The sequence below is a fragment of the Atlantibacter subterraneus genome (genome assembly GCF_007570865.1).
GTDB lineage: Bacteria > Pseudomonadota > Gammaproteobacteria > Enterobacterales > Enterobacteriaceae > Atlantibacter > Atlantibacter subterraneus.
The window spans coordinates 227,213-252,506 of sequence record NZ_VLPS01000008.1 but is presented as its reverse complement, the minus strand read 5'-3'; the positions used below and the strand labels follow the sequence as shown (position 1 = coordinate 252,506).

Sequence of the window (25,294 nt, the reverse complement as noted above, 5' to 3'; positions counted from 1 at the left end):
TGATGACAACTATAGGTAGTGGCCGCCGCACGTTAAGCAGTGTGGCGATTTTTGCGTGTTGCATTTGTTCACAAGGTGCTTTCGCCTGGCAGCAAGAATATAGCGTTGATGACCCTGAAAGTAATACGTTTGAGCGCTATACCTGGGACAGCGATCACCAACCCGACTACAACGACATTCTGGCGGAACGCCTTAACGCGCCGCTGGATATGGCCTATTCGTCGGGTTTTAACCTTATCACTTCATCACAAAACAGCTATACCACGCAGCCGTCTACGCTGGGCGTCGGGCTGGCGATCCCGGTATACAAAAATGTGACCACCGGGCCAGTCGCGTCCTGGCACTGGGACGGCAGTACCGCGTCGATGTTCAATGACTATGGCGACAGCGTGGGGCGCTCCGGCGGCGCAGACCAGCTCTGGCATGCCAGCGTCAGCACGCTGGGCTGGCGGGTTGATTCGTCCTTCGGCTATGTGCGTCCGTGGGCGCAGGTGAGCTACAACCAGCAGTACGGTGAAAACGTCTGGAAATCCCAGTCGGGTATGCATGCCGTGCCTGCCGCGAATCAATATGGCAACTGGATGGACGTCACGGTGGGCGCTGATATGCCGCTGAATAAAAATCTCGCGGCCTATGCCTCATTTTCCCAGTCTGAAGGGATTATGGCCGGGGATATGACGTCGTATAACCTCGGTGTGAATGCCCGTTTTTAACTAAAAATCGCTTTCCAGAAGCGAAACGGGAATGGAATACAAGGCGTTTCATTCCCGTCTCGCGGCAGTTCATTCCGCAATTACGGCACTTCATGGCGTTTCACCCCCTGGTTTGAAGGGCTTTCGTTAGGCTTACAGGCAGATAACTTTCCCTTTCTGGATGAGATGACTGCCATGAACGCCCTGCAAAATCGTACCCGTTGGCTTACCCTCTTCGGCACTATTGTGACTCAGTTTGCGCTGGGTTCTGTCTATACCTGGAGTTTGTTTAATAGCGCGCTTTCCGAAAAGCTGGATGTGCCCATCAGTCAGGTGGCGTTCTCCTTCGGTCTGCTGAGCCTTGGCCTGGCGATTTCGTCCTCGGTCGCCGGGAAACTGCAGGAGCGTTTCGGCGTGCGCCGCGTGACCATCGCTTCCGGCCTGCTGCTCGGCCTGGGTTTCTTCCTCACTGCCCATTCCAGTAACCTGATGATGCTGTGGCTGAGCGCCGGGGTGCTGGTGGGCCTGGCGGATGGCGCAGGCTATCTGCTGACGCTCTCCAACTGCGTGAAATGGTTCCCGGAGCGCAAAGGCCTGATTTCCGCGTTGTCTATCGGCGCTTACGGTCTTGGCAGCCTCGGTTTTAAATTTATCGACAGCCACCTGCTGGCCAGCGTCGGCCTTGAGCACACCTTCATTATTTGGGGCGCGATTGCCCTGGTGATGGTGGTATTCGGCGCGATGCTGATGACCGATGCGCCGAACCAACCGGTACAGTCGGTGAACGGCGTGACCAGCAATGATTTCACTCTCGCAGAATCCATGCGCAAACCGCAATACTGGATGCTGGCGACCATGTTCCTGACTGCCTGCATGAGCGGCCTGTACGTGATTGGCGTGGCGAAAGATATCGCCCAAAATCTGGTGAATCTGGATGTGGCCTCCGCAGCGAATGCCGTGACGGTGATTTCCATCGCCAACCTTAGCGGCCGTCTGGTGCTGGGGATCCTGTCCGATAAAATGTCACGTATCCGCGTTATCACCATCGGCCAGGTGATCTCCCTGGTGGGCATGGCTGCGCTGCTGTTCGCGCCGCTGAATGAAATGACCTTCTTCGCCGCTATTGCCTGTGTGGCCTTTAACTTCGGCGGCACCATCACCGTGTACCCGTCGCTGGTCAGCGAGTTCTTCGGTCTGAACAATCTGGCGAAAAACTACGGCGTGATTTACCTGGGCTTCGGTATCGGCAGCATTTGCGGTTCCGCCATCGCCTCGCTGTTTGGCGGCTTCTATATCACCTTCTGCGTAATTTTCGCGCTGTTGATTGTCTCGCTGGCGCTGTCCACGACTATCCGCCAGCCGCAACGGCAGGTGCTCAAACACGCCCACGCCTGAGTCGTTTTACAGACCACCATGCCGCCCCGGACTACCGGAGCGGCATTTTTTATGTCTGCCCTTCTTCATTCTGCGGTTTTAGTAGCATTAATTTGTAAATTAACCACCTGAATGCTAACTCAGCACAACTTTTTCTGGCCGTTATGGTCTACTAGCCGCGCTCTCACCAAGATTGTTCCCGTTTATCTGGTGATTTGTTGGTTGTTAGAACTCGACGCCCGGTAACGGGTCAGAGAATTTTGTACCTGTTCCAGGGGCTTTGCATGAAATACCTGAATTCGATGTCGCATCAGAAACTGAGCTTTCTGATTGCGGTCTACATCGGCCTGTTTTTAAATTGCGCGGTATTTATCCGTCGCTTTGACGGATACGCTCAAAACTTTACCGCCATAAAAGGAATTTCAGCCGTCGTGGAGCTGGTCGGCACGGTATTAGTCACCTTTTTCCTGTTGCGCATTCTTTCACTATTGGGGCGGCGCGCCTGGAAAGTCCTCACCACATTGATTGTATTATTCTCGTCTGGCGCAAGTTACTACATGACCTTCCTGAATGTGGTCATTGGCTACGGCATTATCGCCTCGGTGATGACCACGGATATTGATTTATCCAAAGAGGTGGTTGGCTGGGGCTTCTTCGTCTGGATGGCGCTGGTGAGTGCGGTTCCGCTGTGGTTGATTTGGTTTAACCGCTGCGATGACACCTTGTGGAAACAGCTCACCACGCGCGGCGTCCGGCTGCGCAGCGCGGGCATCGTGGTGATGGCGGGCCTGCTGGTTTGGGCGCCGATTCGCCTGCTGGATATGCAGCAAAAACGCGTTGAGCGTAGCTCCGGCGTGGATATGCCGAGCTACGGCGGTGTCGTTGCGAACTCCTATCTGCCGTCTAACTGGCTGTCAGCGCTGGGCCTGTATGCCTGGGCGCAGGTGGATGAATCCAACGATAATAAATCGCTGATCAACCCGGCAAAGAAGTATAGCTATCAGGCACCTGCGGATATTGATGATACCTACATGGTGTTTATCATCGGTGAAACTACCCGCTGGGATCATATGGGTATGCTGGGTTATGAACGCGATACCACGCCGAAACTCGCGAAAGAGAAGAACCTGGTGGCTTTCCGGGGCTATTCCTGCGACACCGCGACCAAGCTCTCTTTGCGCTGCATGTTTGTGCGCGAGGGTGGGGCGGAAGATAACCCGCAGCGTACCCTGAAAGAGCAAAACGTCTTTGCGGTACTGAAGCAGTTGGGTTTTAGCGCCGACGTACTGGCGATGCAGAGCGAACTGTGGTTTTACAGCAACACCATGGCGGATAACATCGCTTACCGCGAGCAAATTGGCGCAGAGCCGCGCAACCGCGGCAAGCAGGTGGACGACATGCTGCTGGTTAACGAAATGCAGAATTCTCTCGCCCAGCATCCGAACGGCAAGCACATGATTATTCTGCATACCAAGGGATCGCATTATAACTATGTTCAGCGTTATACCCGTGATTTCGCCAAATTCCAGCCGGAGTGTATGGGTATTGATAAAGACTGTAGCAAACAACAGCTGGTCAATGCGTTCGACAACACCGTGCTTTATGTCGACAGCTTTATTGATGACGTGATTGATCAACTGCGTGATAAGAAAGCGATTGTGTTTTACGCGGCGGACCATGGCGAATCCATCAACGAGAAAGAGCATCTGCACGGCACGCCGCGCAACATTGCACCGCCGGAACAGTTCCGCGTGCCGATGATGGTCTGGATGTCGGACAAATATCTGGAGAATCCGGATCACCAGCGTTCGTTCCAGCACCTCAAGCAGCAGGCGGAGATGAAAGTGCCGCGTCGCCACGTGGAGCTGTACGATACCATCATGGGTTGCCTGGGCTACACCTCGCCGAACGGCGGCATTAATGAGAACAACAACTGGTGTCACGTCCCGGAAGGGAAGTAAGGTTGCTGGCTTTTCAGCCGATCGGATGGCTTTTTTTGATTAAGGGATTGACGGTTGGGGTGTGCGGCAGTAAGATGCGCCCCGCAATTCGGTGATTGGCGCAGCCTGGTAGCGCACTTCGTTCGGGACGAAGGGGTCGGAGGTTCGAATCCTCTATCACCGACCAAATTCAGAAAAACCCAACCGTAAGGTTGGGTTTTTTGCTTTCCGGGGCCGATGAGGATTTGAACCTCCGGGGGCAGGAGGTTCGAGTCGAGCGCAGCGAGACAACGTTGCGCAGCAACGGCCCGCAGGGCGAGCCGCGCAGCGGCAAGTCATCCTCTATCACCGACCAAATTCAGAAAAACCCAACCGTAAGGTTGGGTTTTTTGCTTTCTGGGGCCGACGAGGATTTGAACCTCCGGGGGCAGATCGGCAGATCAAGCGAAGTAACTCTCATTCTTTATCACCATTCTAATGCAGCAACCTCAACCACAGGGTTAGGCTTTTTTCTTATAATTTACTGATAAATAATATTTTTATTACCTGTATTCAGGCGCGGGTGGTATGAATTCTGGACGTAGGATGAAATTTCCGGATGCGCCTGGGGCCTTTTACATTGTTTATACGGTCAAATATTCGCTCAGGTTATCCTTATCGCTTTCTGGATTGTTAACTTAAACAGGTGCCAGATTAATTATGCTTTCTGTCAGTGACCTGGTGGATTTACAAACACTTTCTGAATCAGTTGAACTCGAGTTTAAGTTGGCGCAGGGAGCGGAGGGCAAAGGTAAGCTCCCGGAGGATTTCTGGCGTACATACAGTGCGATGGCGAATACCCGTGGGGGTTATGTTGTTCTGGGCGTCAGAGAAAAGAAAGGAATCTTTATCATTGAAGGAATCAGCGATATCGCCATCGTGACGAAACAGCTGTTTGATACCGTAAATAACAAAAAGAAAGTTAACGTCAATTTATTAACCGAGCATTCGGTTCAGATAATAAACCTTGATAATAAATCGATTATTGTTATCGAGATCCCTGCCGCAAGGCGCGAGCAAAAGCCTGTCTATCTTAACAATCAACCCATGACGGAGACATATATCCGACGCCATGAAGGAGATTGTCATTGTTCGGAAGAGCAAATTAAAAGAATGTTGGCTGAGCAGGTTGAGGATAGTCGTGATGACAGGATACTTGTCGGGTTTAACTTCAGTGATATCGATCAGGATAGCTTGCGTGCATACCGCAATCTCTTTGCTATTGCGAAGCCTCAGCATCCGTGGCTGGAACTGGAGCTGATCGATTTATTCTGGAATATAGGTGGCTGGCGAAAAAATCGTCAGAGCGGAGAAGAAGGGGTAACCCTTGCCGGTATTTTGATGTTTGGTTCCTGGAACGCAATTCAGGAAGCTGTCCCGAACTATTTTGTTGATTATCGTGAGCGAGATGATGTGCAACCTGACTCTCGCTGGATCGATCGTATCTATCCTGATGGATCATGGTCAGGCAATATCTTCGATTTTTTCCGTCGGACCTATCGAAAACTCATCACCGATCTGAAGGTACCTTTTGAATTACAGGACGGCATTCGTTTGGATGAAACGAAAGTACATGAGGCTATCCGCGAGGCGCTTGTTAACACACTGGTTCATGCTGATTATACGGGGAGAAGCTCGATTTTAGTGGTCAGGCGACCAGACCTTTTCGGTTTTCGTAACCCTGGCTTGATGCGTATACCGCCGGATATTGCCGTTAAAGGTGGAGAAAGTGATTGTCGTAATCGTCGAATGCACCAAATGTTTTTAATGATCGGCGCTGGCGAGCGTGCAGGTTCTGGCGTTCCCAAAATTATGAGCGGCTGGAAATGGGCAAACTTGCGCACTCCAAAGCTGTATGAGAAAACGGAGCCTTCAGAACAAACCCTGCTTGAACTTTCCATGATAAGCCTGGTATCACAGGAAGTGACGGAACGGCTCAATGTACTGTTTGGCCAACGTTTTTATCAGCTTGATGAACTCGAACGAATGATCGTTATTACCACGGCGACAGAAGGTTGGGTGAACCATGAGAGAGTCTGTCAGTTAACAACGCGGCACTCTCGAGATGTGACCCTTGCATTTCCAAAGTTAGTGGATAAAGGCTTTCTTATCGCCAGTGGTGAAAAGCGAGATAAATCATACAGTCTGCCTGGTATGGCATTGCCCTCTCCTGAAGAGGTGTTTGCTAATGCGTTAAGCTCTTCCTCTGGCTTAACGCATAGCGTGCAGGACTTAACGCATAGCGCAAATAACTTAACGCATAGCGATCCTGTCTTAGCAGATAGCCATCATAGAAGGGATGAACATGGGCGGTTTATCAGCCACCTGTTAGATAAACCTTTCATTGATGATCTTGACGAATTAAGCATTGAGTTCAGAGAAATGCTCGAGGCGTTGACGGCACCCGCACGAAAACAACGGCGGCTGGATACTGAGGTGATGGAACAGCTTCTTGTCAGATTGTGCGATGGTCACTACCTGTCAGTCGCGGTAATGGAAATATTACTGGGGCGTAAGGCGCAGAGTATTCGTCAGAATTACCTGAAGCCTATGGTGGACTCGAAGCAGCTGAAACTGGCATTTCCCAATAAACCTAACTCACCAAGGCAAGGATATACGCTTATTTCGTTTTCTGACTGAGTGTATCCGACCCGCACGTCGCCCGATTTCGCCCCTGCTTCTTCGACTGATACAACGCGCGGTCTGCGCCCTGGATCAGCGCCGCCACATCCTGTTCTGAACCGCTGCCGGTAACCGAATAGCAGCCCGCGCTGATGGTCACGATATGCTCCTCATTATCCGTTGCCGGATGGGGTATTTTTTTATCGCTCACCCTGCGCACCGCCCGCCAGGCCACCTTAAGCGCATCTTCCGCCGCGGTATTTGGCAGGATAATGGCGAACTCCTCACCGCCGTAGCGGGCTACCAGGTCGTCGGTACGCAGCGCCGCCGTTTCCAGCACATTTCCGGCGATACGCAGGCAGGCGTCGCCAGCTACGTGGCCACAGGCATCGTTGTAACGCTTAAAGTAGTCGATATCGAGCAGGATCAGCGAAACGGGTTTTCCGGTAATTGCTGAATCCGCCAGCGCCTGTTGCAGCGCGATATCAAATTTCCGGCGGTTGGCCAGGCCGGTAAGCCCATCCACCATCGCCATGGTCTGGAGCGTCTGGTTTATTTTCACCAGGTCGTCTCTCAGGTGTGACATCTCAAGCTGGTCGTCGCTGTTGATCCGTACCTGCCTGAACATCACGCGCCCCATTACCAGCAGCCCGGCAAGCAGCAGCACGTTAATCAGCCAGTCGGTAAGGTTCGATTCTACCCAGTGGCGGCGCAGCGCAGAGCGATCGAAGCCGGCGACCACCACCAGCGGGTAGTTTTCGATGCGGGCAAAACCATACACGCGCACAATGCCATCCAGCGCCGACAGCCAGGTGGCGCTCCCCTGGTCCACGCGCACCAGTTCCCGTTTAAACAGCGGGCTGTAAGAGAGGTTCCGGTTGATCACCGTTTCAGTAAACGGGCGGACATACAGTGCGGTACCGTCCAGCAGCAGTAACGCCAGCAGATCTTTGTTGCCCATTTCGAAATAAGCATAAAACTTTTTAAAGTAATCCAGCTTGATGGTCGCCAGGATCACCCCGGCGAAAGCCCCATCCGGATCGTTAATGCGCAGAGAAACGGGAATGATCCAGTCGCCGGTGGTGCGGCTGCGAATCACATGGCCGATATGGGTGCCCGTCTGCCGGTTCTGCTGGTGATAAGTAAAATACTCGCGGTCTGAGTTATTCACATCCGGCGGGGCGTAGTTAAACGAGGTGCTTTTCCAGTTGCCCTGAGCATCAAACACAAACAGGCCATGCAGCTGCGGCAACCGGTCTTTCAGGTCGGAAAGCAGATAGTTATAGCGCGCGTCCGGCGCGTCATTGCCCACGGCGCGCCGGATCTGCTGGAGCGCCAGATCGGTTTGCAAAAAAGTATCTTCGGCCTGCCGGGCCTGGGAAATCGACAGGTTAATCGCCTCGCTTTCCGCCTCTTGTACGGTTCGTTCCCAGGAGAGGTATAACGATAAAATATTGGCGGCGAGGGTGCCGATCAGCAAACAGGCGATAAAAATCGTCAGGGTTCGGCCAAGAGAAGTATCAAGCGCAAGCGTTCTGCTTATGTTCTGGCGAAAAGACAAATCACAGCTCCCGTCGAAAAAGTCTCCTCCTACAGCTTACCCATACTTAAGCATTTTTGCGGAGTTAAATAATAAAAAGCCCAACGCGAAGGTTGGGCTTTCAGGTCACGGTCTGCTAATCAGTGCATCGGTTCATCGCCGTTATCAATCGGCGACCAGTCGGTTTTACCGTCGGCTTTGCTTTGTTGCAGGGCCATCACGATAAAGATCAGCGTGGCGACGCCATAGCCAAAGGTCACGGTCGGCGAGGCGTTAAACGCCATCTGGTGCCCGTGAATAAAGCCGAAGAACGACAGAATGGTGGCGGCGGCGGAATAGACCGCCGCCCAGTTGAAGCGCCGGTCGATAATGAACGCCGCAATCGCGCCGAGCATCAGGCCCGCCAGCACCGCGCCGCCGCCGGTGGTCGCCATGCCGTGATACAGCACGCCGTTATTGGCCATGCTGGCGGCGATCTCTGCAGGTAGCTGTACGGGATTCGCGCCCGCCGCAGACAGCGCGCCGTCTACCTGGGTTTTCGCCCATTCAGCGATGTTCGGTACCAGCGCCAGCACAATCGCCGGAGCATGGCGTTTTGGCGACACCTGGAACGCCTGCGCGCCAATCACCAGCCCGATAAACAGCAGGATCGGTACGATAGCCACCAGAGGAATAATCGACAGCAGCAGGGCGGTTAAGCCGAGGAAGCACACCAGCGCCATACAGATGCCGGTGCCGAGAGAGTAACCGATGCGCCCGCCCATGGCTTTCCAACCCGGATGGCCGATATACACCGCTGGCGGGAACGGCGAACCCAGCAGCGCGCCGACGATAGCGCCCACGCCGTCTGCCGCCAGTACCGCGCGCAGGTTGTAGCTGTCGCCGCCCACGGCGGCGGATTCGACGTTATTAAGAATTTCGGTGAAGTTGAAAATACCCAGCGGGATGGCGGTGACCAGCAGCGGCCACACCAGCTCCATCGGCACCGAGAACACATCCCCGGAAATCGACGGCAGATGCAACGAGAAGCGCTGTGCCGCTTCGCCCACCGCCGCCGGGTTCATGATGTCGCTAAAGCCCAGCAGAGTCGCGCCCCAGCCCAGCACGCAGCCCACCAGCACCACCGCCAGGCCGCCCGGCAGGCCGAACGGCAAACGCACGTTACCCACCCAGTTCAGCAGGATGATGGCGAAACAGACCACGCCGATCCACGCGGTATCGAACATCTGATACGCCGGACGCATGGCGATAAACGCAATGGCGATGCCGGCCAGCGTGCCCAGCATGGCGGCGCGCGGCGTGTATTTACGGATGGTTGGCCCCACGATCACTCCGGCCAGCACAATCACGCCGACGATCATCGCCCAGATCAGCCCGAGCTTCCAGGCCAGCATCCAGTCTTTGTGGATCAGCAGCGTCGGCAGCATCACCACGAACACCACGATAAACATATGCGGCACGCTGGGGCCGTAAGGCAGGGCGGTTACATCGTTGCGCCCTTCGCGTTTCGCCAGTTTCCAGGCGAGCCAGGCATAAAACAGGTTGCCGAGAGGCAGGGCGATGCCCAGCGCGGGCAGAATACGGCCAAACACCGTTTCCGCCGGGATTTGCGCCACATACAGCGCCAGCCCGCTCAGCACCAGCACGTTTAACAGCACGTTAGTGAATAGCCCGAAAAAGGCGTTGAGATCGCCCGGCACCCAGAGTTTGGGGCGAAAAGCAGAAGACTGAGAACCCATGATGCTCTCCTTATCTGTTATTCGTCCAGGAGCTGGCCGGTGTACGCGCGCCAGCCTCCCAGTTCGGTAATTTCCTTTTGACCTTCAACCAGCCAGGGCTCCGCTAACACCCCCAGCACCTCGCGCCCGTCGTCCAGCGCCACTTTGCCGATGCACAATCCGGCGGGTTCGTTTTGCAGGATTTGACCCAACCCGGCGGGCGGCACCGCCCACAGCTCCAGCGCGATGCGCGCGCCTTCGCCCGGCGTGCGCAGCATGCCGGGATGGTCGTCGTTGATCGTCCAGCAGCGGTAACACGGCGCGGTGTTAGCATCGCTGACGAATTCGGCACCGACTGCCAGCATGTTGGGGTTGAGCTTCAGTCCCCGCATCAGCGTGCCGTTTACCGCCAGAAGAATGTTGCCGTTCATCATTACTGTTCCTTAAGTGTGTAGAAATGGGTTCCCTGGTGTTGGAAAAAGAGTGCGCAATCAATCGGTAATACGCGTGCCTTTGCGGCCTGCGACGGCATCGCCCATGGCTTCCGGGCTGGTGATAATGCCGGTTTTCCCCGGTGCGTGGCGTAGCCAGCTGACAATCGCCTCGACTTTCGGGGCCATACTGCCCGCGCCGAATTCACCGGAATCCAGCAGCGCCTGCGCCTGTTCGCAGGTTAGCGTGTCGAGCCAGCGCTGCTCCGGCGTGCCGAAATTGATGGCCACTTGCTCCACCCCGGTTGGAATGAGCAGCATGTCGGCATTCAATTCCTGTGCCAGCAGTGCGGAGGCACGGTCTTTATCGATCACCGCCTGTGCGGCGCTGAGCGTGCCGTCTTCGTTGCGGTAAACCGGAATACCGCCGCCACCGCAGGCGACAACCAGCACGTTGTCCTCCAGCAGACGACGGATCACCGGGCTTTCGATGATTTGCAGCGGTTTCGGCGAGGCCACCACGCGCCGCCAGCCGCGTCCGGCGTCTTCAGCGATTTTCCAGCCCTGGCTGGCGGCCAGTTTTTCCGCCACGTCGCGATCCATATGCGCGCCGATGGGTTTATCCGGCGCGTTAAACGCCGGGTCGTTGGGGTCAATCAGCGTCTGGGTGACCAGCGCGCTCACCGGCGTGTCGCCGATGCCGCGCCGTTGTAGCTCGTTGTACAGCGCATTCTGGAACATAAAGCCAATCGCGCCCTGGGTATCGCCCACGGCGTATTCCAGCGGTACCACCGGCACGTCATCCCGGGCGATTTCGCTGCGCCGCAGGATGAACCCCACCTGGGGGCCGTTGCCGTGAGTCAGCACTACGCGCCAGCCCGCTTCGATCAGCGCCACCACGTGGTGAGCGGTCTCTTTGACCGCCTGGTACTGCGCGTCCAGCGACACGGCATCGCGGCTGCGGATCAGCGCGTTGCCGCCCACCGCCACAACGGCGATTTTTTTCTGGCTCATGGTTTTCCCTCCAGAGTTTCTGCCAGCGCGGCGAGGGCGTCGATAAAGCACGGCAGCGGCGCGGTGGTGATGCCTGCACCGATCTGGCCCACGCCTGCACGCTTATGGGCAATCCCGGTGTTAATCACCGGCAGGATATTGCGGTCGATCACCCGACGCGCGTCGATGCCGCTGCCGGAACCGGCGAAGTTAAGCGCGGGCAGGGTAAAGGCCGGGTTTTGCGTCAGGGTGATTTCCTGCATGGTCATACTGTGGCGGGTGGCGTCCACCGGCGTACCGCCAACGAATTTAACTATCGCCGGGGAGGCCGCCATGGCGAAGCCGCCAATACCCGCGGTTTCCGTGATGGCCGAATCACCGAGATCCGCCGCGGCGTCTTCCACGCTAAAGCCGGGGAAGAACAGGCCGTCTACCGGGTTGGCCGGAGCCTGGAACCAACGGCTGCCGGTGCCGGAAAGCTGAATGCCGAAGTTAACGCCGTTGCGCGCCATCACCGTGACCATCGAGCTGAACGGCACATCGCGCGCGGCGTCGAGCATCGCTTTACAGGCCGCCATCGACAGGTTCAGAAAGAAGTGGTCGTTAGCGGCGATAAACTCCAGCGCCTGCGGGCCGTTTTCGATACGCGCCAGCGCCGGGGCCACGCGTTTGAAGAACAGACCGCTGGCGGCGGCGTTGCGGTTATGGCACTCGTCGCCCATATGCAGCGCCTGGGCAATCATCGGCTTCAGCTCAATACTGCCGGTGCTTTCCAGCGCTTTAGCGAGCGCCGGGGCTAATACATCGCCCATCCAGCGCAGGCGGGTTAACACCTCTTCGCCGTTCGCGCCAAAGCGTAAAACTTTGCCCAGCCCTTCGTTGAAGTTACAAAAGGTGCGGTTGCCGTGGGTGCGGTTTTCCACCACCCATACCGGCATCGACGGGCTGATAATTCCCGCCATGGGCCCGACCGCGCCGTAATGATGGCACGGCTCCAGGGCGATATCCCCGCGCGCCGCCATTGCCATTGCCTGGTCGACATCGCTGGCCCAGCCTTCATAAACAATCGCACCGGCAATCGCGCCTTGCACCGGGCCGCACATTTCCTGCCAGGCGATAGGCGGGCCGGAGTGGAGGATACGTTTCTGCCCGTTAAGCGCCGGGATAGCCGCGCTGGCGGTGCTGATACCCACCAGTTCCGGCTGCGCTTCCAGATAGCGGGCAATCGCCTGTTCGTTGGCGGCGTTGATGCGCGGATCGTTAAGCAGCGTGGCGAGTTGCCAGTTGGCCTGCGCGTCGCCGTCGGCGACCGGTTTCCAGTTCAGGTGCAACACGTCGCCGCCCGCTTCGCGAAGGTTGTCGGCAAAACTGCTCAGCCCGAGGCTGATCACGTTGAGCGGTTTTTGAAAAAGCGTAGTCATAATCTATTTCCGTAATTGAGCGACAAACGCCGCCATCTGTGCGGCCTGTACGTTGCTGTCTGCGACCAGCACGCCTGCGTCGGTGAGTGCGGCGATCTGCTGCTGGCGCGACTGCGGGTCGCGTTCGGTGCCGCAAACGTGAGCGATAATCAGCAGATGGCGGCCCTGCTGTTGGGCGTTCTGCTGCGCCTCGCGCAACAGCGGCAGCAGACCGGCACACGGATCGGCGCTGGCACCGTAGCCGAGCACCACGTCAAACAGCAGCACGGCGGTTTCCGGGCTGGCGGCCTCGCGTTTTAAGCGCTCATCGCGCAGGGTCGGGTCGATCATCGGGTGCGGGCGGCCCTGGGTGAATTCGTCGTCGCCCATGTCGACAAAACTGTGGCCCTGGCCGCGGTGGCTGTCGTGAAGCGGCGTTGCGCCTTTTACCGGCGAGTTGGACTCGCAGATTAAACCGGTGGCAATCAGCGCCAGTTGGGCTTCGTAGCAGAAGGTGCCGCCGGCAAATACGCCGCGAATATCACGCTGCCCGGCGGCCATTTTCCCGGCTTCAATGCGCAGACGATCGCGCTGCTGCGCGGTCAGATCGTCCGGCGCTGGCGGCGTCTGGCCGCGCAGCATCGCCACGGAGACGGCGGCGGCATGTTGCAGGCTACTGGCTGCCGTTACGCCATAGCGGGCAATCTCCTGGCTGTCCGCCCCGAGGAAATGCACCACCACCGGCTTGCCGCAGCCTGCGGCGAGACGCAGCACCGTCCCGGCGACCGCAGGTGCGGGAGGTTTGGAGATCAGGGTGATGAGTCGGGTGTCGGGATCGTCGGCCAGCATGCGGATCGCCTGGATCATACTCAGGCCGCCGATCTCCTCATGCAGATCGCGCCCGCCGGTACCCAGCGCCTGAGAAACGCCTTCGCCGAGATGGTGGATGGCGCAGCTCACTTCCTGAAGCCCGGTGCCCGAGGCCGCTACCAGGCCGATAGCGCCGGGGCGGATTACGTTGGCGAAGCCCAGCGGCAGGTGGTTAACGATAGCGGTGCCGCAGTCCGGCCCCATCACCAGCAGGCCCTGTTCGGCAGCGTACTCTTTAATGGCGCGCTCTTCGTCTTCCGGCACGTTGTCGCTAAATAGCATGACGTTCAGGCCGTTCTGCAACGCTTTCATCGCTTCGCCGCCCGCATAGCGGCCCGGCACGGAGATCAGTGCCAGGGTGGCGTCCGGCTGATCTTCCACGCCCATACTGATGCTGGTGGGCTCGCGCTGTTCAAGGCTCTGCTGGCCGTCGCGGCTGTTATCCGGGCGCAACAGCGCATCGGCCATCTCCAGCGCCGCCGCGCCGGTTTCGTCGTCCGCCATCAGGGCGATCAGTAGGTCGTTCGGGCGCGCGTCCATCTCAACATTCATCCCGGCGTCGCGCATCCGCTCGATGTTGGCGTCGGTCGCCATCGCCACCGAGGCCTGGCTTACGCCTTCAAAGGCGTTGAGTTTGGCGGAGACCTGCATCAAAGAAACCGAGTCTTTGTACAGGTTGGGGTAACTCTTGCAATGCAGTTTCATTATCAGTTCCTGAGATAATAGGGTGCCTGCACCGCAGCGAGCGGCGCAGAAGAACAGCCTTAGCGAGGGATTAACGCAGGGCGTCGATAACGGCGTCGGCGTCGCTCACCCAGCCAACAATCGCGCCCTGGGCTTTGATCATCTCAAGGGCGGCCCGGTGAAATTCCGGGAAATACGAAGCGCAGCAATCTTCGGGGATGAGCACTTCATAGCCCCGGTCATTGGCTTCCCTGGCGGTGGTTTGAACACAGACTTCGGTGGTCACGCCGCAAATAATCAGCGACGTAATGCCCCGGGCCTGAAGAATGAGGTGAAGATCGGTGGCGAAGAATGCCCCTTTGCCGGGCTTATCAATAATCGGCTCGCCTGCCTGTGGGTAGAGTTCGGGAATGATGTCGTGGCCGGGTTCGCCCTGAATCAGAATGCGGCCCATGGTGCCCTGCTGGCCGATAAAAGTTTTACCGCCACGCGTCAGTTTGGCTGCCGGACAGTTGCTGAGGTCCGGGCGGTGCCCTTCGCGGGTATGGACCACAAACAGCCCGGCATGGCGTGCCGCTTCCAGCAGGCGGCGGCAGGGATCAATAGCCCGGCGCAGCAGAGAAACGTCATTGCCCAGCGCTTCACCGAAGCCGTGGGGCTCGACGAAATCACGTTGCATATCAATCACGATAAGCGCAGTGGTCGCCGGGTCGAACGAATACGCAAAAGGTTGTGCATCAAGGGTTTTCATACCTGCTCCTTGCTGGTGTATGTTCTTTGGTCAGTGTAGGAAAGCGCTATGACGCGCGCCCAAAAAGGATTTCTGCTTAACCCTCAAAAAAACTGAGGGCAGCGGCGTTTTAATGCAGGCACAATGGCTCAGGCCTTGCGGCCTCTGGCCTGGCGAAAACATCGCCCATAGACCATTACGGTAAACGTGGAAAAAGCAAAGCGCGAATTTGTGATCGCGATAGAAAAAGGCGGGGAAACGTGAACGGAAAACTGAATGATTTAACGGCCATTGTGATGTGCGATAGCGTACCGCAGCAGCTGAACGGCGGGGTGCTGGTGGTGCATTCGGTGTTTCATCACGCCTGCAATTTCACCACGCCGGACAATCAGTTATTGACGCTGTTAACCCAGGACACCCCGTTGGCCCCTGGCGCGGTGCGGATGGCGTGCGCGGATTTGCGTCCGCGGTTTTCGGCTGGCGAGACGCTGAGGCGGCAGGCAGACGGCACGTTTGCCGCTGCGGGCTGTCGTTTATCGCTGACGAACGTTCCCTGCCAGTCCACCTGCGTGCCGCACGACGCGGTTTTCCCGGAAAACTTACTGGCACAGCTGCGGGTATTTTTACCCGTCATCGCGCCGGAGTACGGCATCTGGAATATTCTGCACAGCAGTAATGAACGGATGATGCAGGCGGTGCGGCAGCTGGCGGCCTGGCTGGATGATGACGGGCAAACGCCTGGCGACGCGCTAAAAACGCTGATCGGCGCGGGTGCGGGGCTGACGCCCTCCGGGGATGATTTTTTGCTGGGTATGCTGTTTACGCTGAAAGCAACGCGTCATCGCCGGGCCGATGACCTGGCGGCGGCGATAACCGCTCTGCTGGATCGCACCACTACCATCAGCCGGGCAATGCTGTCCTACGGCTGTCGCGGGCATTTCGGCGAGCAGCTGCTGGCGCTGACCACGCCTGGCAACCTATCGCTGAATCACCGGTTATTGCGCGTGGCGGAATACGGCCATTCGTCCGGGCACGATATGTTGACCGGCCTGTTCTTTACCCTGCGCGCGCTGTCAGGCCAGCGGCTGTAAAAACTGCTGCTGGATAGCTGGCTTGCGTAACTGTTCCATCCACCAGGAAAAACAGGGGCGCGAATGCTCCGACGACCACGCGAGATAGAGCGGCGTCGGCTGTTTGGCTTCTTCGATGGTCATGCAGACTAAGCGCCCGTCATCCAGCCACGGCTGACAGATGTGGTACGGCAGAAAACCGATCCCCAGCCCCGCCAGATGCATGGCGATTTTGCTGTGATAATCCGGGGCGACCAGCGCTTTTTGGCCGCGCAGCAGCCAGGCGACCTTCGGCTCCAGCCGCACCGAGGTATCGCGGATACAGACCGCCGGCCACGGGCGTAAATCCTCGGAGCGCAGCGGGCGCTGGTACGCGGCCAGCGGATGATCCGGGCTAATGGCGAACACCCATTCCGCAGTGCCAATATCTTCACAGCGAATTTCGTTTCCGGCTTTTAAATTCGGCGCGCCAATAGCGATATCCGCGCGCTTATCCAGCAGCGCGTCCCAGACGCCGTCATGCACATCAATGGAAATATGAATTTCGGTTTGGGGAAAATGGCGCTCGCTGTCGCGCAATAATTCATAAATCGGCTTCATGCTGATGATGTTATTTAGCGACAGGCTCAGCCGCGTTTCCACGCCTGCGGAAATACGCTGGGTGGAAAAACTTAATTCATCCAGCTCCGCCAGGATTAATTCACCCTTTTTAATAAAAAAGCGACCCGCTTCCGTCAGGCGCAGTTGTTTTCCGTCGCGCTCAAATAAACGCACGCCCAGACTGCTTTCCAGTTTATGCACGGTATAGCTCAGGGCCGTCGGGACCTTATGTAATTCCTCCGCTGCAGCCGCAAAACTTCCGCAGCGCGCTGTGGTAATCACCACCTGGAGAGCCTGGGCCGTAATGTGCATAAACCTTCCTCCGGATTACGTTATAAAGGGCTATCAGGCTACCAGAATTAAACGGCTGAAACTGGAACTTAATTCGTTATCGATAATTAGCAACGTTTTTACCGCGTCATCACCGTTTTGTGACATTTTTCATTGAATTTTATTATGAAAGCCGGTGTGGGTTTTCCGCTCTACTTATGGATAGCCTCAGGATTTTTTGCTGAAAGGCACAAACTTTTCGGCATTTAGCGTTCATATCTTCGCCATTGCTCAAGAAATTTCAAATATCGTCAACAAATGGATATAGCTAGTCAGAGCAGAGAAGCAAGACGATTATTCTGCCAGGTTGCCGGTAGCATAATTTTCCGTGCTGGAAATAGCGGTGCGAAGTTTTTTTAATCTTTGTCTGCCGTTTCTCACCCCGGTTGTAAATAACGGAGTCCTGTATTGACGTTTTCACATTCTGTTGACAGATTGTAGGGCGTGAGGGGCACTTTATGGACGATCTGTACTGCAACTCAGACATTCAAATGAAAGGATTCCCCATCCTCACATTGCCCTTCGGGCAGATTCCGTTAAGACCGGTAAAAAACAAAAAAAGGTCTGACGGTAATTACTCAACGTATTTCGGTTTACAGCTACGGTAACGCAGCCACACCCGGAGTTTTTCCCGGTGCCTACGCGTCTCCGCAGAGAAGTAAAACGGACCAGGGCGAGTAAACACAACACAAATCACATTGGAGCAGAATAATGAGTATTTCCTTGAAGAAGTCAGGGATGCTGAAATTTGGTCTTAGCCTGGTGGCGATGACTGTCGCAGCAAGTGTACAAGCGAAAACCCTGGTTTACTGTTCAGAAGGTTCCCCGGAAGGCTTCAACCCGCAGCTTTTCACCTCTGGCACCACCTATGACGCCAGCTCTGTGCCAATCTACAACCGTCTGGTTGAGTTCAAAACCGGCACCACCGAAGTGATCCCGGGCCTGGCTGAGAAATGGGAAATCAGCGAAGACGGTAAAACCTATACCTTCCACCTGCGCCAGGGCGTGAAGTGGCAGGACAGCAAAGAATTCAAACCGACGCGCGAATTTAACGCCGACGACGTGGTGTTCTCTTTCGATCGTCAGAAAAACGAGCAGAACCCGTACCACAAAGTATCTGGCGGCAGCTATGAATACTTCGAAGGCATGGGCCTCCCGGCGCTGATTTCTGAAGTGAAAAAAGTCGACGACAAAACCGTGCAGTTCGTGCTGACTCGCCCGGAAGCGCCGTTCCTGGCGGACCTGGCGATGGACTTCGCGTCGATCCTCTCTAAAGAGTACGCTGACAACATGCTGAAAGCCGGTACGCCGGAGAAAGTGGACCTGAACCCAATCGGCACCGGTCCGTTCCAGCTGCAGCAGTACCAGAAAGACTCCCGTATTCTGTATAAAGCGTTTGAAGGCTACTGGGGCACCAAACCGCAGATCGACCGCCTGGTGTTCTCCATTACTCCGGACGCGTCCGTGCGTTACGCCAAACTGCAGAAAAACGAATGCCAGGTGATGCCGTACCCGAATCCGGCAGACATCGCGCGCATGAAGCAGGACAAAAACATCAACCTGATGGAGCAGGCCGGTCTGAACGTGGGCTACCTGTCTTTCAACACCGAGAAGAAACCGTTTGATGACGTGAAAGTGCGTCAGGCGCTGACTTACGCGGTAAACAAAGAAGCGATCATCAAAGCGGTTTATCAGGGTGCTGGCGTTGCGGCTAAAAACCTGATCCCGCCGACCATGTGGGGCTATAACGACGACGTTAAGGACTACACCTATGACGTTGAGAAGGCCAAAGCGCTGCTGAAAGAAGCCGGTCAGGAAGGCTTTACCGTTGAGCTGTGGGCGATGCCGGTACAGCGTCCTTACAACCCGAACGCGCGCCGTATGGCAGAGATGATCCAGGCTGACTGGGCGAAAATCGGCGTTCAGGCCAAGATCGTGACCTACGAGTGGGGCGAGTATCTGAAGCGCGCCAAAGCGGGCGAGCATCAGGCAGTGATGATGGGCTGGACCGGCGACAACGGGGACCCGGATAACTTCTTCGCTACCCTGTTCAGCTGCGATGCGGCGAAAGACGGTTCCAACTACTCTCGCTGGTGCTACAAGCCGTTTGAAGATCTGATCCAACCGGCACGCGCTGCGGAAGACCACAACAAGCGTATCGAACTGTACAAACAGGCTCAGGTAGTGATGCATGACCAGGCTCCGGCGCTGATCATCGCTCACTCCACCGTTTACGAGCCTGTGCGTAAAGAAGTTAAAGGCTATGTGGTTGATCCGTTAGGCAAGCACCACTTCGAAAACGTTTCTGTCGAATAATAAAAGTTAAAAGAGCTTTTATTCCCCTTCTCCGCCAGGAGAAGGGGTGAAAGATTTGTGAGCAATACAATCCTGGCGCGGCAACGCGCCGGGAGATTACTGAGAATTCGGGATATGCTGCAGTTCATCCTTCGACGCCTGGGGTTGGTTATTCCCACCTTCATAGGCATCACCCTACTCACCTTCGCATTCGTTCATATGATCCCAGGCGACCCGGTCATGATTATGGCTGGCGAACGCGGGCTCTCCCCGGAGCGTCACGCTGAAATGCTGGCAGCGCTCGGCCTTGATAAGCCGCTGTGGCAGCAGTACGTCAATTACATCTGGGGCGTAATGCACGGTGATTTAGGCATTTCATTAAAAAGCCGTCTCCCGGTTTGGGACGAATTCGTGCCTCGCTTCCAGGCGACCCTGGAACTCGGGGTGTGCGCCATGATTTTTGCCGTTGCGGTGGGTATTCCGGTTGGGGTACTGGCGGCGGTAAAACGCGGCTCCATCTTCGATCACACCGCCGTTGGCTTGGCGCTGACCGGCTACTCCATGCCGATTTTCTGGTGGGGCATGATGCTGATCATGCTGGTCTCGGTGCAATGGAACCTGACGCCGGTTTCCGGACGTGTGAGCGACATGGTGTTCCTCGACGACGCCAATCCATTGACCGGTTTTATGCTGATCGACACCGCGATTTGGGGCGAAGAGGGCAACTTTATTGATGCACTGGCCCATATGATTTTACCGGCCATCGTGCTCGGCACCATTCCGCTGGCGGTAATTGTGCGTATGACGCGCTCCTCGATGCTGGAAGTGCTGGGTGAAGATTACATCCGCACCGCGCGCGCCAAGGGCCTGACCCGTATGCGCGTCATCATCGTCCACGCGCTGCGTAATGCAATGCTGCCGGTGGTAACGGTCATCGGTTTGCAGGTCGGCACGCTGCTGGCGGGCGCGATCCTTACTGAAACCATCTTCTCCTGGCCGGGCCTGGGGCGCTGGCTGATTGACGCGCTGCAACGCCGAGATTATCCGGTGGTGCAGGGCGGTGTACTGCTGGTGGCAACCATGATTATCCTGGTTAACCTGCTGGTCGATTTGCTGTACGGCGTGGTGAACCCGCGTATTCGTCATAAGAAATAAGGGGCCATCATGACGCAAATGACAGAAAACAAGGTGGTGGCCGCACCGGTGCCGATGACGCCGATGCAGGAATTCTGGCACTACTTTAAACGCAACAAAGGTGCGGTCGTTGGGCTGGTGTACGTGGTGGTGGTGCTTTTTATCGCCGTGTTCGCTAACTTTATCGCGCCCTATAACCCGGCGGACCAGTTCCGCGACGCGCTGCTGGCACCGCCTGCCTGGCAGGACGGCGGCAGTCTGGCGCATCTGCTGGGAACAGATGACGTGGGCCGCGATGTGCTGTCGCGCCTGATGTATGGCGCACGCCTGTCGCTGCTGGTGGGCTGCCTGGTGGTGGTGCTGTCGCTGGTGATGGGTATCGTGCTCGGCCTGATCGCCGGTTACTTCGGCGGCATCGTCGATAACGTCATCATGCGCGTGGTCGATATCATGCTGGCGCTGCCCAGCCTGCTGTTGGCGCTGGTGCTGGTGGCGATTTTCGGCCCGTCGATCGGTAACGCCGCGCTGGCGCTCACCTTCGTGGCGCTGCCGCACTACGTGCGCTTAACCCGCGCGGCGGTGCTGGTAGAAGTGAACCGCGATTACGTGACCGCATCCCGCGTGGCGGGCGCTGGCGCAATGCGCCAGATGTTCATCAACATTTTCCCTAACTGCCTCGCGCCGCTGATTGTTCAGGCATCGCTGGGCTTCTCTAACGCCATTCTCGATATGGCCGCCCTTGGCTTCCTCGGCATGGGTGCGCAACCGCCAACACCGGAATGGGGCACCATGCTCTCCGACGTGTTGCAGTTCGCACAAAGTGCCTGGTGGGTAGTGACCTTCCCGGGTCTGGCTATCCTGCTGACGGTGCTGGCATTTAACCTGATGGGTGACGGCCTGCGTGATGCGCTCGATCCCAAACTCAAGCAGTAAAGAGGCACGAGATGGCGTTATTGAATGTAGATAAATTATCGGTGCACTTCGGCGACGAAGGCACCCCGTTCCGTGCCGTTGACCGTGTCAGTTACAGCGTGGAGCAAGGCCAGGTGGTGGGTATCGTCGGCGAATCCGGTTCCGGTAAGTCGGTAAGCTCGCTGGCGATTATGGGGCTGATTGATTATCCGGGCCGCGTCATGGCGGACAACCTGGCGTTTAACGGCCAGGATTTGAAACGCATTTCTGAAAGAGAGCGCCGTAATCTGGTGGGCTCGGAAGTGGCGATGATTTTCCAGGATCCGATGACCAGCCTGAACCCCTGCTATACCGTGGGTTTCCAGATTATGGAAGCCATCAAAGTGCATCAGGGCGGCAACAAGAAAACCCGTCGTCAGCGGGCGATTGATTTGCTTAACCAGGTGGGGATCCCCGACCCGGCCTCGCGGCTGGACGTGTATCCGCACCAGTTGTCCGGCGGGATGAGCCAGCGCGTGATGATCGCCATGGCAATTGCCTGTCGGCCAAAACTGCTGATCGCCGATGAACCGACCACGGCGCTGGATGTGACCATCCAGGCGCAGATCATCGAGCTGCTGCTGGAACTGCAACAGCGCGAGAACATGGCGCTGATCCTGATCACCCATGACCTGGCGCTGGTCGCGGAAGCGGCCCACAAAATCATCGTGATGTACGCGGGCCAGGTGGTAGAAGCGGGCGACTCGCGGGATATTTTCCGCGCGCCGCGCCATCCGTACACCCAGGCGCTGCTGCGCGCGCTGCCGGAGTTTGCTCAGGATAAAGCGCGTCTGGCGTCATTGCCGGGCGTGGTTCCGGGTAAATATGACCGCCCGAACGGCTGCCTGCTAAATCCGCGTTGCCCCTACGCCACCGACAAATGCCGCAGCGTAGAACCCGATTTGAATACCGTCGACAACGGTCGTCAGTCGAAATGCCACTACCCACTCGATGACGCCGGGAGGCCAAACTATGAGTACGCTTGAGGCCACCACGCAACCGCTGTTGCAGGCTATTGATTTAAAGAAATACTACCCGGTCAAAAAAGGGATGTTCGCCCAGGAGCGGCTGGTAAAAGCGCTGGACGGCGTGTCGTTCAGCCTGGAGCGCGGCAAAACGCTGGCAGTGGTGGGCGAGTCCGGCTGTGGTAAATCCACCCTGGGCCGCCTGCTGACCATGATTGAAACGCCCACCGGCGGCGAGCTGTATTATCAGGGCCAGGATCTGCTCAAGCACGATCCGCAGGCGCAGAAGCTGCGCCGCCAGAAAATCCAGATCGTGTTTCAGAACCCGTACGGATCGCTCAACCCGCGTAAAAAAGTGGGCCAGATCCTCGAAGAGCCGCTGCTGATCAACACCGATCTCAGCAAGGACGCGCGCCGCGAGAAAGCGCTGGCAATGATGGCGAAAGTCGGCCTGAAAACCGAACACTATGACCGCTATCCGCATATGTTCTCCGGCGGCCAGCGTCAGCGTATCGCTATCGCTCGCGGTCTGATGCTCGATCCGGACGTGGTGATCGCCGACGAACCGGTCTCCGCGCTGGACGTGTCGGTACGCGCCCAGGTGCTGAACCTGATGATGGATTTGCAGCAGGATTTGGGGCTGTCTTACGTGTTTATCTCCCACGATCTCTCGGTGGTAGAGCACATCGCCGATGAAGTGATGGTGATGTATCTGGGCCGCTGCGTGGAGAAAGGCACCAAGGATGAGATTTTCAATAATCCGCGTCATCCGTACACTCAGGCGCTGCTCTCCGCGACGCCGCGCCTGAACCCGGACGACCGCCGCGAGCGCATCAAACTCACCGGCGAGCTGCCAAGTCCGCTCAACCCGCCACCGGGCTGCGCGTTTAACGCCCGCTGCCGCCGCCGCTTCGGCCCCTGTACCCAGTTGCAGCCGCCGCTTAAGTCTTACGGCGGGCAGCTGGTAGCCTGCTTTGCGGTGGACCAGGATGAGAACGGGGAAAGACCGCTGCCGTAAGGTAACGGAGCGTGAACGAACCGGGGCTATTGCTCCGGTTTTTTTTATAGGCAGATATGCTTATAACAAACCTTCAATGGGTCATATATAAACTTTATATTGGTTTTAGAAAGAAAATAGACTTTATATGGCCTGGTTGCTTTTTTTATGTTTCTTATTTGAGCTATAAATTATTCATCGTCCTCATAAGGCTCATTTATGAACGAAAACACCCTTGCCTCTGTCACCTGGAAACTGCAAGCGCTGAGCGAAGAGCTTAATCATGTTCGTCAAAGTCTGCTAAACCATGATGCTGCCGCACCGTCGGGTAGCGCGCAGGCGATTGAAACTCCCGCTGAGCTTGGCGCTTTACTCAATGACCGACGTAAACAGCTGGGCATCGATCTGGCCATGCTCGAGCTTCAAACCGGCGTATCGGTCTCTACCCTCAAACGACTGTTTAAAGATCCTGAACAGGTTAAATTCGGCACCGTCCTGAACGTCGCCCGGGTGCTGGGAGTAAAGCTATGCACCGCCGTGTAACCGTGCTGCTGTATGGCGAACCGGTTGGCGAACTGGTGCAGGAGGCAACTGGTTTTCGCTTTACCTATCGCGATGACTATCAGGGGCCGCCACTGTCGCTGAGTTTACCGGTCAGTCAGCGCACATTTCACTGCACCACGCTGCACCCTTTTTTTGTCTCACTGGCTCCGGAAGGCTGGCTCAGGAATCGCTATAGCCAGCTTCAACAGCGGGATGAAAAAGATCTGCTGGGGATGCTTATTGATAACGGTAAAAACCTGATTGGCGCGGTGCAAATCAGGGCTGAGGAGGCGTAATGGCAAACTGTCGAATCTCTCTGACGCCGCTGCATCCGCGCGATGAGGCGACGGGTTATTCCTCGCGCGGTTTAAAACAGCTCACCGGCAATGGACGGGCCGATCCGCAGCTTCCTTTCTCCCACAGCGAGTTTATTGCTGAACTGCCGAAAGCGCAGGCGGGGATGAGTATTTCCGGCTATCAGCCGAAATTACAGGTAGTACAGCAAAACGGCGCGTTTAACGTGGTCAATCATCAGGGCGACTATATTCTCAAGCCCTCTCCGGCGGAGTTTCCTTTCCTGGCGGAAAACGAACACGCCACCATGACGTTGATGTCGCGTCTGGGGTTTGCCGTGCCGCCGCACGGGTTGGTACGTTTTGCTAACACCCAGCCTGGCGATGCGGATGAATATGCCTTTATCGTGCGCCGCTTCGACCGGGACGCCCATGGAAAAGCATTACATCAGGAGCAACTGGACGCTGCGATGAACGTGGGCGAAAAGTACGGCAAAATTCGCGAAGACGGTAAACAATATGTGAGTTATCAACAGCTGGCTGAGTTCCTGCTTGCTCACGTTAATGACAACCTGGCGTTCAAAATCGACCTGTTCCGGCGCATTGCTTACGCTTACCTGCTGGGCAACAACGATATGCACTTGCGTAATTTCGGGCTGATCCTGCCGGTTGCGGGCGCGCCTGAACTGGCACCGGTTTATGATTTTGTCAGCGTTGCGCCTTATCCGGCCGCGTTTAACAGAGGATTTTTAGCATTGCCGCTTCTGCGCTGCGAAGAAGGGGAACAGGATCTGGCCCCGGGCATGAAAACCCAGTACGGCGAATATCTCGGCAAAGATTTTTTACTGCTGGGCGAGGCGATGAGGCTGGCGCGTGCCGTGGTGTTACGCCTGTTTGCACAGATGCAGAAAGAGGCGGTGACGGTTGAGAAGGTTTATCGCGCGTCGTTTATGCCTGAAAGCGATGTGGCGCGGGTATTACAGTGCTATCGGCACCGGCTCCATCGGATAATGAATGTGGATGTGGTGGGGCTGTAAAAACGATATTGGTAAATGCTGCAACGTTGCAGGCAAAAATCTGATA

At 56.5% G+C, this 25,294-nt stretch carries 21 protein-coding genes, 1 tRNA gene and 1 other RNA gene; 15 read left to right on the top strand and 8 right to left on the bottom strand.

Features of this window, described 5'->3' with window-relative positions; genetic code table 11:
- Positions 1-2: 2 nt before the first annotated feature.
- The 6 genes from FND52_RS16010 (at position 3) to FND52_RS15985 (ending at position 6,685) form a co-directional block, all read left to right on the top strand.
- Positions 3-713 carry an autotransporter domain-containing protein gene (locus FND52_RS16010; RefSeq protein ID WP_125292941.1) on the top strand — a complete coding sequence of 237 codons (711 nt, stop codon included), beginning with the start codon at positions 3-5 and terminating at the stop codon, positions 711-713.
- Between the two features lie 174 nt (positions 714-887).
- A complete protein-coding gene (locus FND52_RS16005; protein ID WP_144132044.1) occupies positions 888-2,087 on the top strand; it encodes an L-lactate MFS transporter in 1,200 nt (399 codons plus the stop codon).
- A gap of 263 nt (positions 2,088-2,350) precedes the next feature.
- Positions 2,351-4,027, top strand: coding sequence for a kdo(2)-lipid A phosphoethanolamine 7''-transferase (gene eptB, locus FND52_RS16000; RefSeq protein WP_125292740.1), 1,677 nt, complete (start codon positions 2,351-2,353; stop codon positions 4,025-4,027).
- 89 nt (positions 4,028-4,116) lie between these two features.
- Positions 4,117-4,193: transfer RNA gene (locus FND52_RS15995), tRNA-Pro, on the top strand.
- A gap of 35 nt (positions 4,194-4,228) precedes the next feature.
- Positions 4,229-4,361: non-coding RNA, RtT sRNA (locus FND52_RS15990), on the top strand.
- Between the two features lie 344 nt (positions 4,362-4,705).
- Complete coding sequence (locus FND52_RS15985; RefSeq protein ID WP_144131812.1) at positions 4,706-6,685, top strand: RNA-binding domain-containing protein; 1,980 nt, start codon at positions 4,706-4,708, stop codon at positions 6,683-6,685.
- On the opposite strand, the gene FND52_RS15980 is transcribed toward FND52_RS15985, so the two are convergent.
- The 7 genes from FND52_RS15980 to FND52_RS15950 form a co-directional block, all read right to left on the bottom strand.
- Entirely contained in the window at positions 6,666-8,228 is a 1,563-nt protein-coding gene (locus tag FND52_RS15980) for a sensor domain-containing diguanylate cyclase (protein ID WP_144131810.1), read from the bottom strand. The two genes, FND52_RS15985 and FND52_RS15980, sit on opposite strands and share 20 nt — an antisense overlap.
- A 119-nt stretch (positions 8,229-8,347) precedes the next feature.
- A complete protein-coding gene (locus FND52_RS15975; RefSeq protein WP_125292736.1) occupies positions 8,348-9,946 on the bottom strand; it encodes a regulator in 1,599 nt (532 codons plus the stop codon).
- Positions 9,947-9,963: 17 nt separating this feature from the next.
- Complete coding sequence (locus FND52_RS15970) at positions 9,964-10,356, bottom strand: allophanate hydrolase-related protein (RefSeq protein WP_425277912.1); 393 nt, start codon at positions 10,354-10,356, stop codon at positions 9,964-9,966.
- Positions 10,357-10,416: 60 nt separating this feature from the next.
- Positions 10,417-11,370 (bottom strand): carbamate kinase, encoded by a 954-nt coding sequence (locus FND52_RS15965; RefSeq protein WP_125292732.1) that lies wholly within the window; start codon positions 11,368-11,370, stop codon positions 10,417-10,419.
- Positions 11,367-12,770 carry a YlbE family protein gene (locus FND52_RS15960; protein WP_144131808.1) on the bottom strand — a complete coding sequence of 468 codons (1,404 nt, stop codon included), beginning with the start codon at positions 12,768-12,770 and terminating at the stop codon, positions 11,367-11,369. Before FND52_RS15960 ends, FND52_RS15965 begins: the two co-directional genes overlap by 4 nt.
- Before the next feature lie 3 nt (positions 12,771-12,773).
- Positions 12,774-14,324 carry an acyl-CoA synthetase FdrA gene (gene fdrA, locus FND52_RS15955; protein WP_144131806.1) on the bottom strand — a complete coding sequence of 517 codons (1,551 nt, stop codon included), beginning with the start codon at positions 14,322-14,324 and terminating at the stop codon, positions 12,774-12,776.
- A gap of 70 nt (positions 14,325-14,394) precedes the next feature.
- Entirely contained in the window at positions 14,395-15,054 is a 660-nt protein-coding gene (locus tag FND52_RS15950) for a cysteine hydrolase family protein (protein WP_125292726.1), read from the bottom strand.
- Between the two features lie 239 nt (positions 15,055-15,293).
- Here FND52_RS15950 and FND52_RS15945 point away from each other — a divergent pair, with 239 nt between their 5' ends.
- Positions 15,294-16,124, top strand: coding sequence for an oxamate carbamoyltransferase subunit AllH family protein (locus FND52_RS15945; protein WP_144131804.1), 831 nt, complete (start codon positions 15,294-15,296; stop codon positions 16,122-16,124).
- Here the strand turns inward: FND52_RS15945 and FND52_RS15940 are convergent.
- Positions 16,107-17,015, bottom strand: coding sequence for a LysR substrate-binding domain-containing protein (locus FND52_RS15940; protein ID WP_144131801.1), 909 nt, complete (start codon positions 17,013-17,015; stop codon positions 16,107-16,109). The two genes, FND52_RS15945 and FND52_RS15940, sit on opposite strands and share 18 nt — an antisense overlap.
- 729 nt (positions 17,016-17,744) lie before the next feature.
- Here FND52_RS15940 and dppA point away from each other — a divergent pair.
- The 8 genes from dppA to FND52_RS15900 all read left to right on the top strand — a co-directional run bounded on the left by dppA (position 17,745) and on the right by FND52_RS15900 (position 25,248).
- Complete coding sequence (dppA, locus tag FND52_RS15935) at positions 17,745-19,349, top strand: dipeptide ABC transporter periplasmic-binding protein DppA (protein WP_125292720.1); 1,605 nt, start codon at positions 17,745-17,747, stop codon at positions 19,347-19,349.
- Between the two features lie 114 nt (positions 19,350-19,463).
- Positions 19,464-20,483: a dipeptide ABC transporter permease DppB gene (gene dppB, locus FND52_RS15930; RefSeq protein ID WP_125292718.1), complete on the top strand. Its 1,020-nt coding sequence runs from the start codon at positions 19,464-19,466 to the stop codon at positions 20,481-20,483.
- 9 nt (positions 20,484-20,492) lie between these two features.
- On the top strand, positions 20,493-21,395 hold the full coding sequence (gene dppC, locus FND52_RS15925; RefSeq protein ID WP_125292716.1) for a dipeptide ABC transporter permease DppC: 903 nt from the start codon (positions 20,493-20,495) through the stop codon (positions 21,393-21,395).
- A gap of 11 nt (positions 21,396-21,406) precedes the next feature.
- The gene (gene dppD / locus FND52_RS15920; protein ID WP_144131799.1) at positions 21,407-22,399 is read left to right on the top strand and encodes a dipeptide ABC transporter ATP-binding protein; all 993 of its coding nucleotides are present in this window, start codon (positions 21,407-21,409) and stop codon (positions 22,397-22,399) included.
- Positions 22,386-23,396 carry a dipeptide ABC transporter ATP-binding subunit DppF gene (gene dppF / locus FND52_RS15915; RefSeq protein WP_125292713.1) on the top strand — a complete coding sequence of 337 codons (1,011 nt, stop codon included), beginning with the start codon at positions 22,386-22,388 and terminating at the stop codon, positions 23,394-23,396. Before dppD ends, dppF begins: the two co-directional genes overlap by 14 nt.
- A gap of 198 nt (positions 23,397-23,594) precedes the next feature.
- Entirely contained in the window at positions 23,595-23,918 is a 324-nt protein-coding gene (locus FND52_RS15910; RefSeq protein ID WP_144131797.1) for a helix-turn-helix domain-containing protein, read from the top strand.
- Positions 23,903-24,214 (top strand): HipA N-terminal domain-containing protein, encoded by a 312-nt coding sequence (locus tag FND52_RS15905; protein WP_125292711.1) that lies wholly within the window; start codon positions 23,903-23,905, stop codon positions 24,212-24,214. Before FND52_RS15910 ends, FND52_RS15905 begins: the two co-directional genes overlap by 16 nt.
- Positions 24,214-25,248 carry a type II toxin-antitoxin system HipA family toxin gene (locus FND52_RS15900; protein WP_144131796.1) on the top strand — a complete coding sequence of 345 codons (1,035 nt, stop codon included), beginning with the start codon at positions 24,214-24,216 and terminating at the stop codon, positions 25,246-25,248. Before FND52_RS15905 ends, FND52_RS15900 begins: the two co-directional genes overlap by 1 nt.
- Positions 25,249-25,294: the final 46 nt, after the last annotated feature.

Excerpts from the sequence above, each read along its gene's own strand:
- fdrA (WP_144131806.1), bottom strand. The coding sequence starts at position 14,324 with ATGAAACTGCATTGCAAGAGTTACCCCAACCTGTACAAAGACTCGGTT.
- FND52_RS16005 (WP_144132044.1), top strand. The coding sequence starts at position 888 with ATGAACGCCCTGCAAAATCGTACCCGTTGGCTTACCCTCTTCGGCACT.
- FND52_RS15910 (WP_144131797.1), top strand. The coding sequence starts at position 23,595 with ATGAACGAAAACACCCTTGCCTCTGTCACCTGGAAACTGCAAGCGCTG.
- dppB (WP_125292718.1), top strand. The coding sequence starts at position 19,464 with ATGCTGCAGTTCATCCTTCGACGCCTGGGGTTGGTTATTCCCACCTTC.
- FND52_RS15970 (WP_425277912.1), bottom strand. The coding sequence starts at position 10,356 with ATGAACGGCAACATTCTTCTGGCGGTAAACGGCACGCTGATGCGGGGA.
- FND52_RS15985 (WP_144131812.1), top strand. The coding sequence starts at position 4,706 with ATGCTTTCTGTCAGTGACCTGGTGGATTTACAAACACTTTCTGAATCA.
- FND52_RS15900 (WP_144131796.1), top strand. The coding sequence starts at position 24,214 with ATGGCAAACTGTCGAATCTCTCTGACGCCGCTGCATCCGCGCGATGAG.
- FND52_RS15960 (WP_144131808.1), bottom strand. The coding sequence starts at position 12,770 with ATGACTACGCTTTTTCAAAAACCGCTCAACGTGATCAGCCTCGGGCTG.
- dppF (WP_125292713.1), top strand. The coding sequence starts at position 22,386 with ATGAGTACGCTTGAGGCCACCACGCAACCGCTGTTGCAGGCTATTGAT.
- eptB (WP_125292740.1), top strand. The coding sequence starts at position 2,351 with ATGAAATACCTGAATTCGATGTCGCATCAGAAACTGAGCTTTCTGATT.
- dppD (WP_144131799.1), top strand. The coding sequence starts at position 21,407 with ATGGCGTTATTGAATGTAGATAAATTATCGGTGCACTTCGGCGACGAA.
- FND52_RS15905 (WP_125292711.1), top strand. The coding sequence starts at position 23,903 with ATGCACCGCCGTGTAACCGTGCTGCTGTATGGCGAACCGGTTGGCGAA.
- dppC (WP_125292716.1), top strand. The coding sequence starts at position 20,493 with ATGACGCAAATGACAGAAAACAAGGTGGTGGCCGCACCGGTGCCGATG.
- FND52_RS16010 (WP_125292941.1), top strand. The coding sequence starts at position 3 with ATGACAACTATAGGTAGTGGCCGCCGCACGTTAAGCAGTGTGGCGATT.
- FND52_RS15950 (WP_125292726.1), bottom strand. The coding sequence starts at position 15,054 with ATGAAAACCCTTGATGCACAACCTTTTGCGTATTCGTTCGACCCGGCG.
- FND52_RS15965 (WP_125292732.1), bottom strand. The coding sequence starts at position 11,370 with ATGAGCCAGAAAAAAATCGCCGTTGTGGCGGTGGGCGGCAACGCGCTG.
- FND52_RS15940 (WP_144131801.1), bottom strand. The coding sequence starts at position 17,015 with ATGCACATTACGGCCCAGGCTCTCCAGGTGGTGATTACCACAGCGCGC.
- FND52_RS15975 (WP_125292736.1), bottom strand. The coding sequence starts at position 9,946 with ATGGGTTCTCAGTCTTCTGCTTTTCGCCCCAAACTCTGGGTGCCGGGC.
- dppA (WP_125292720.1), top strand. The coding sequence starts at position 17,745 with ATGAGTATTTCCTTGAAGAAGTCAGGGATGCTGAAATTTGGTCTTAGC.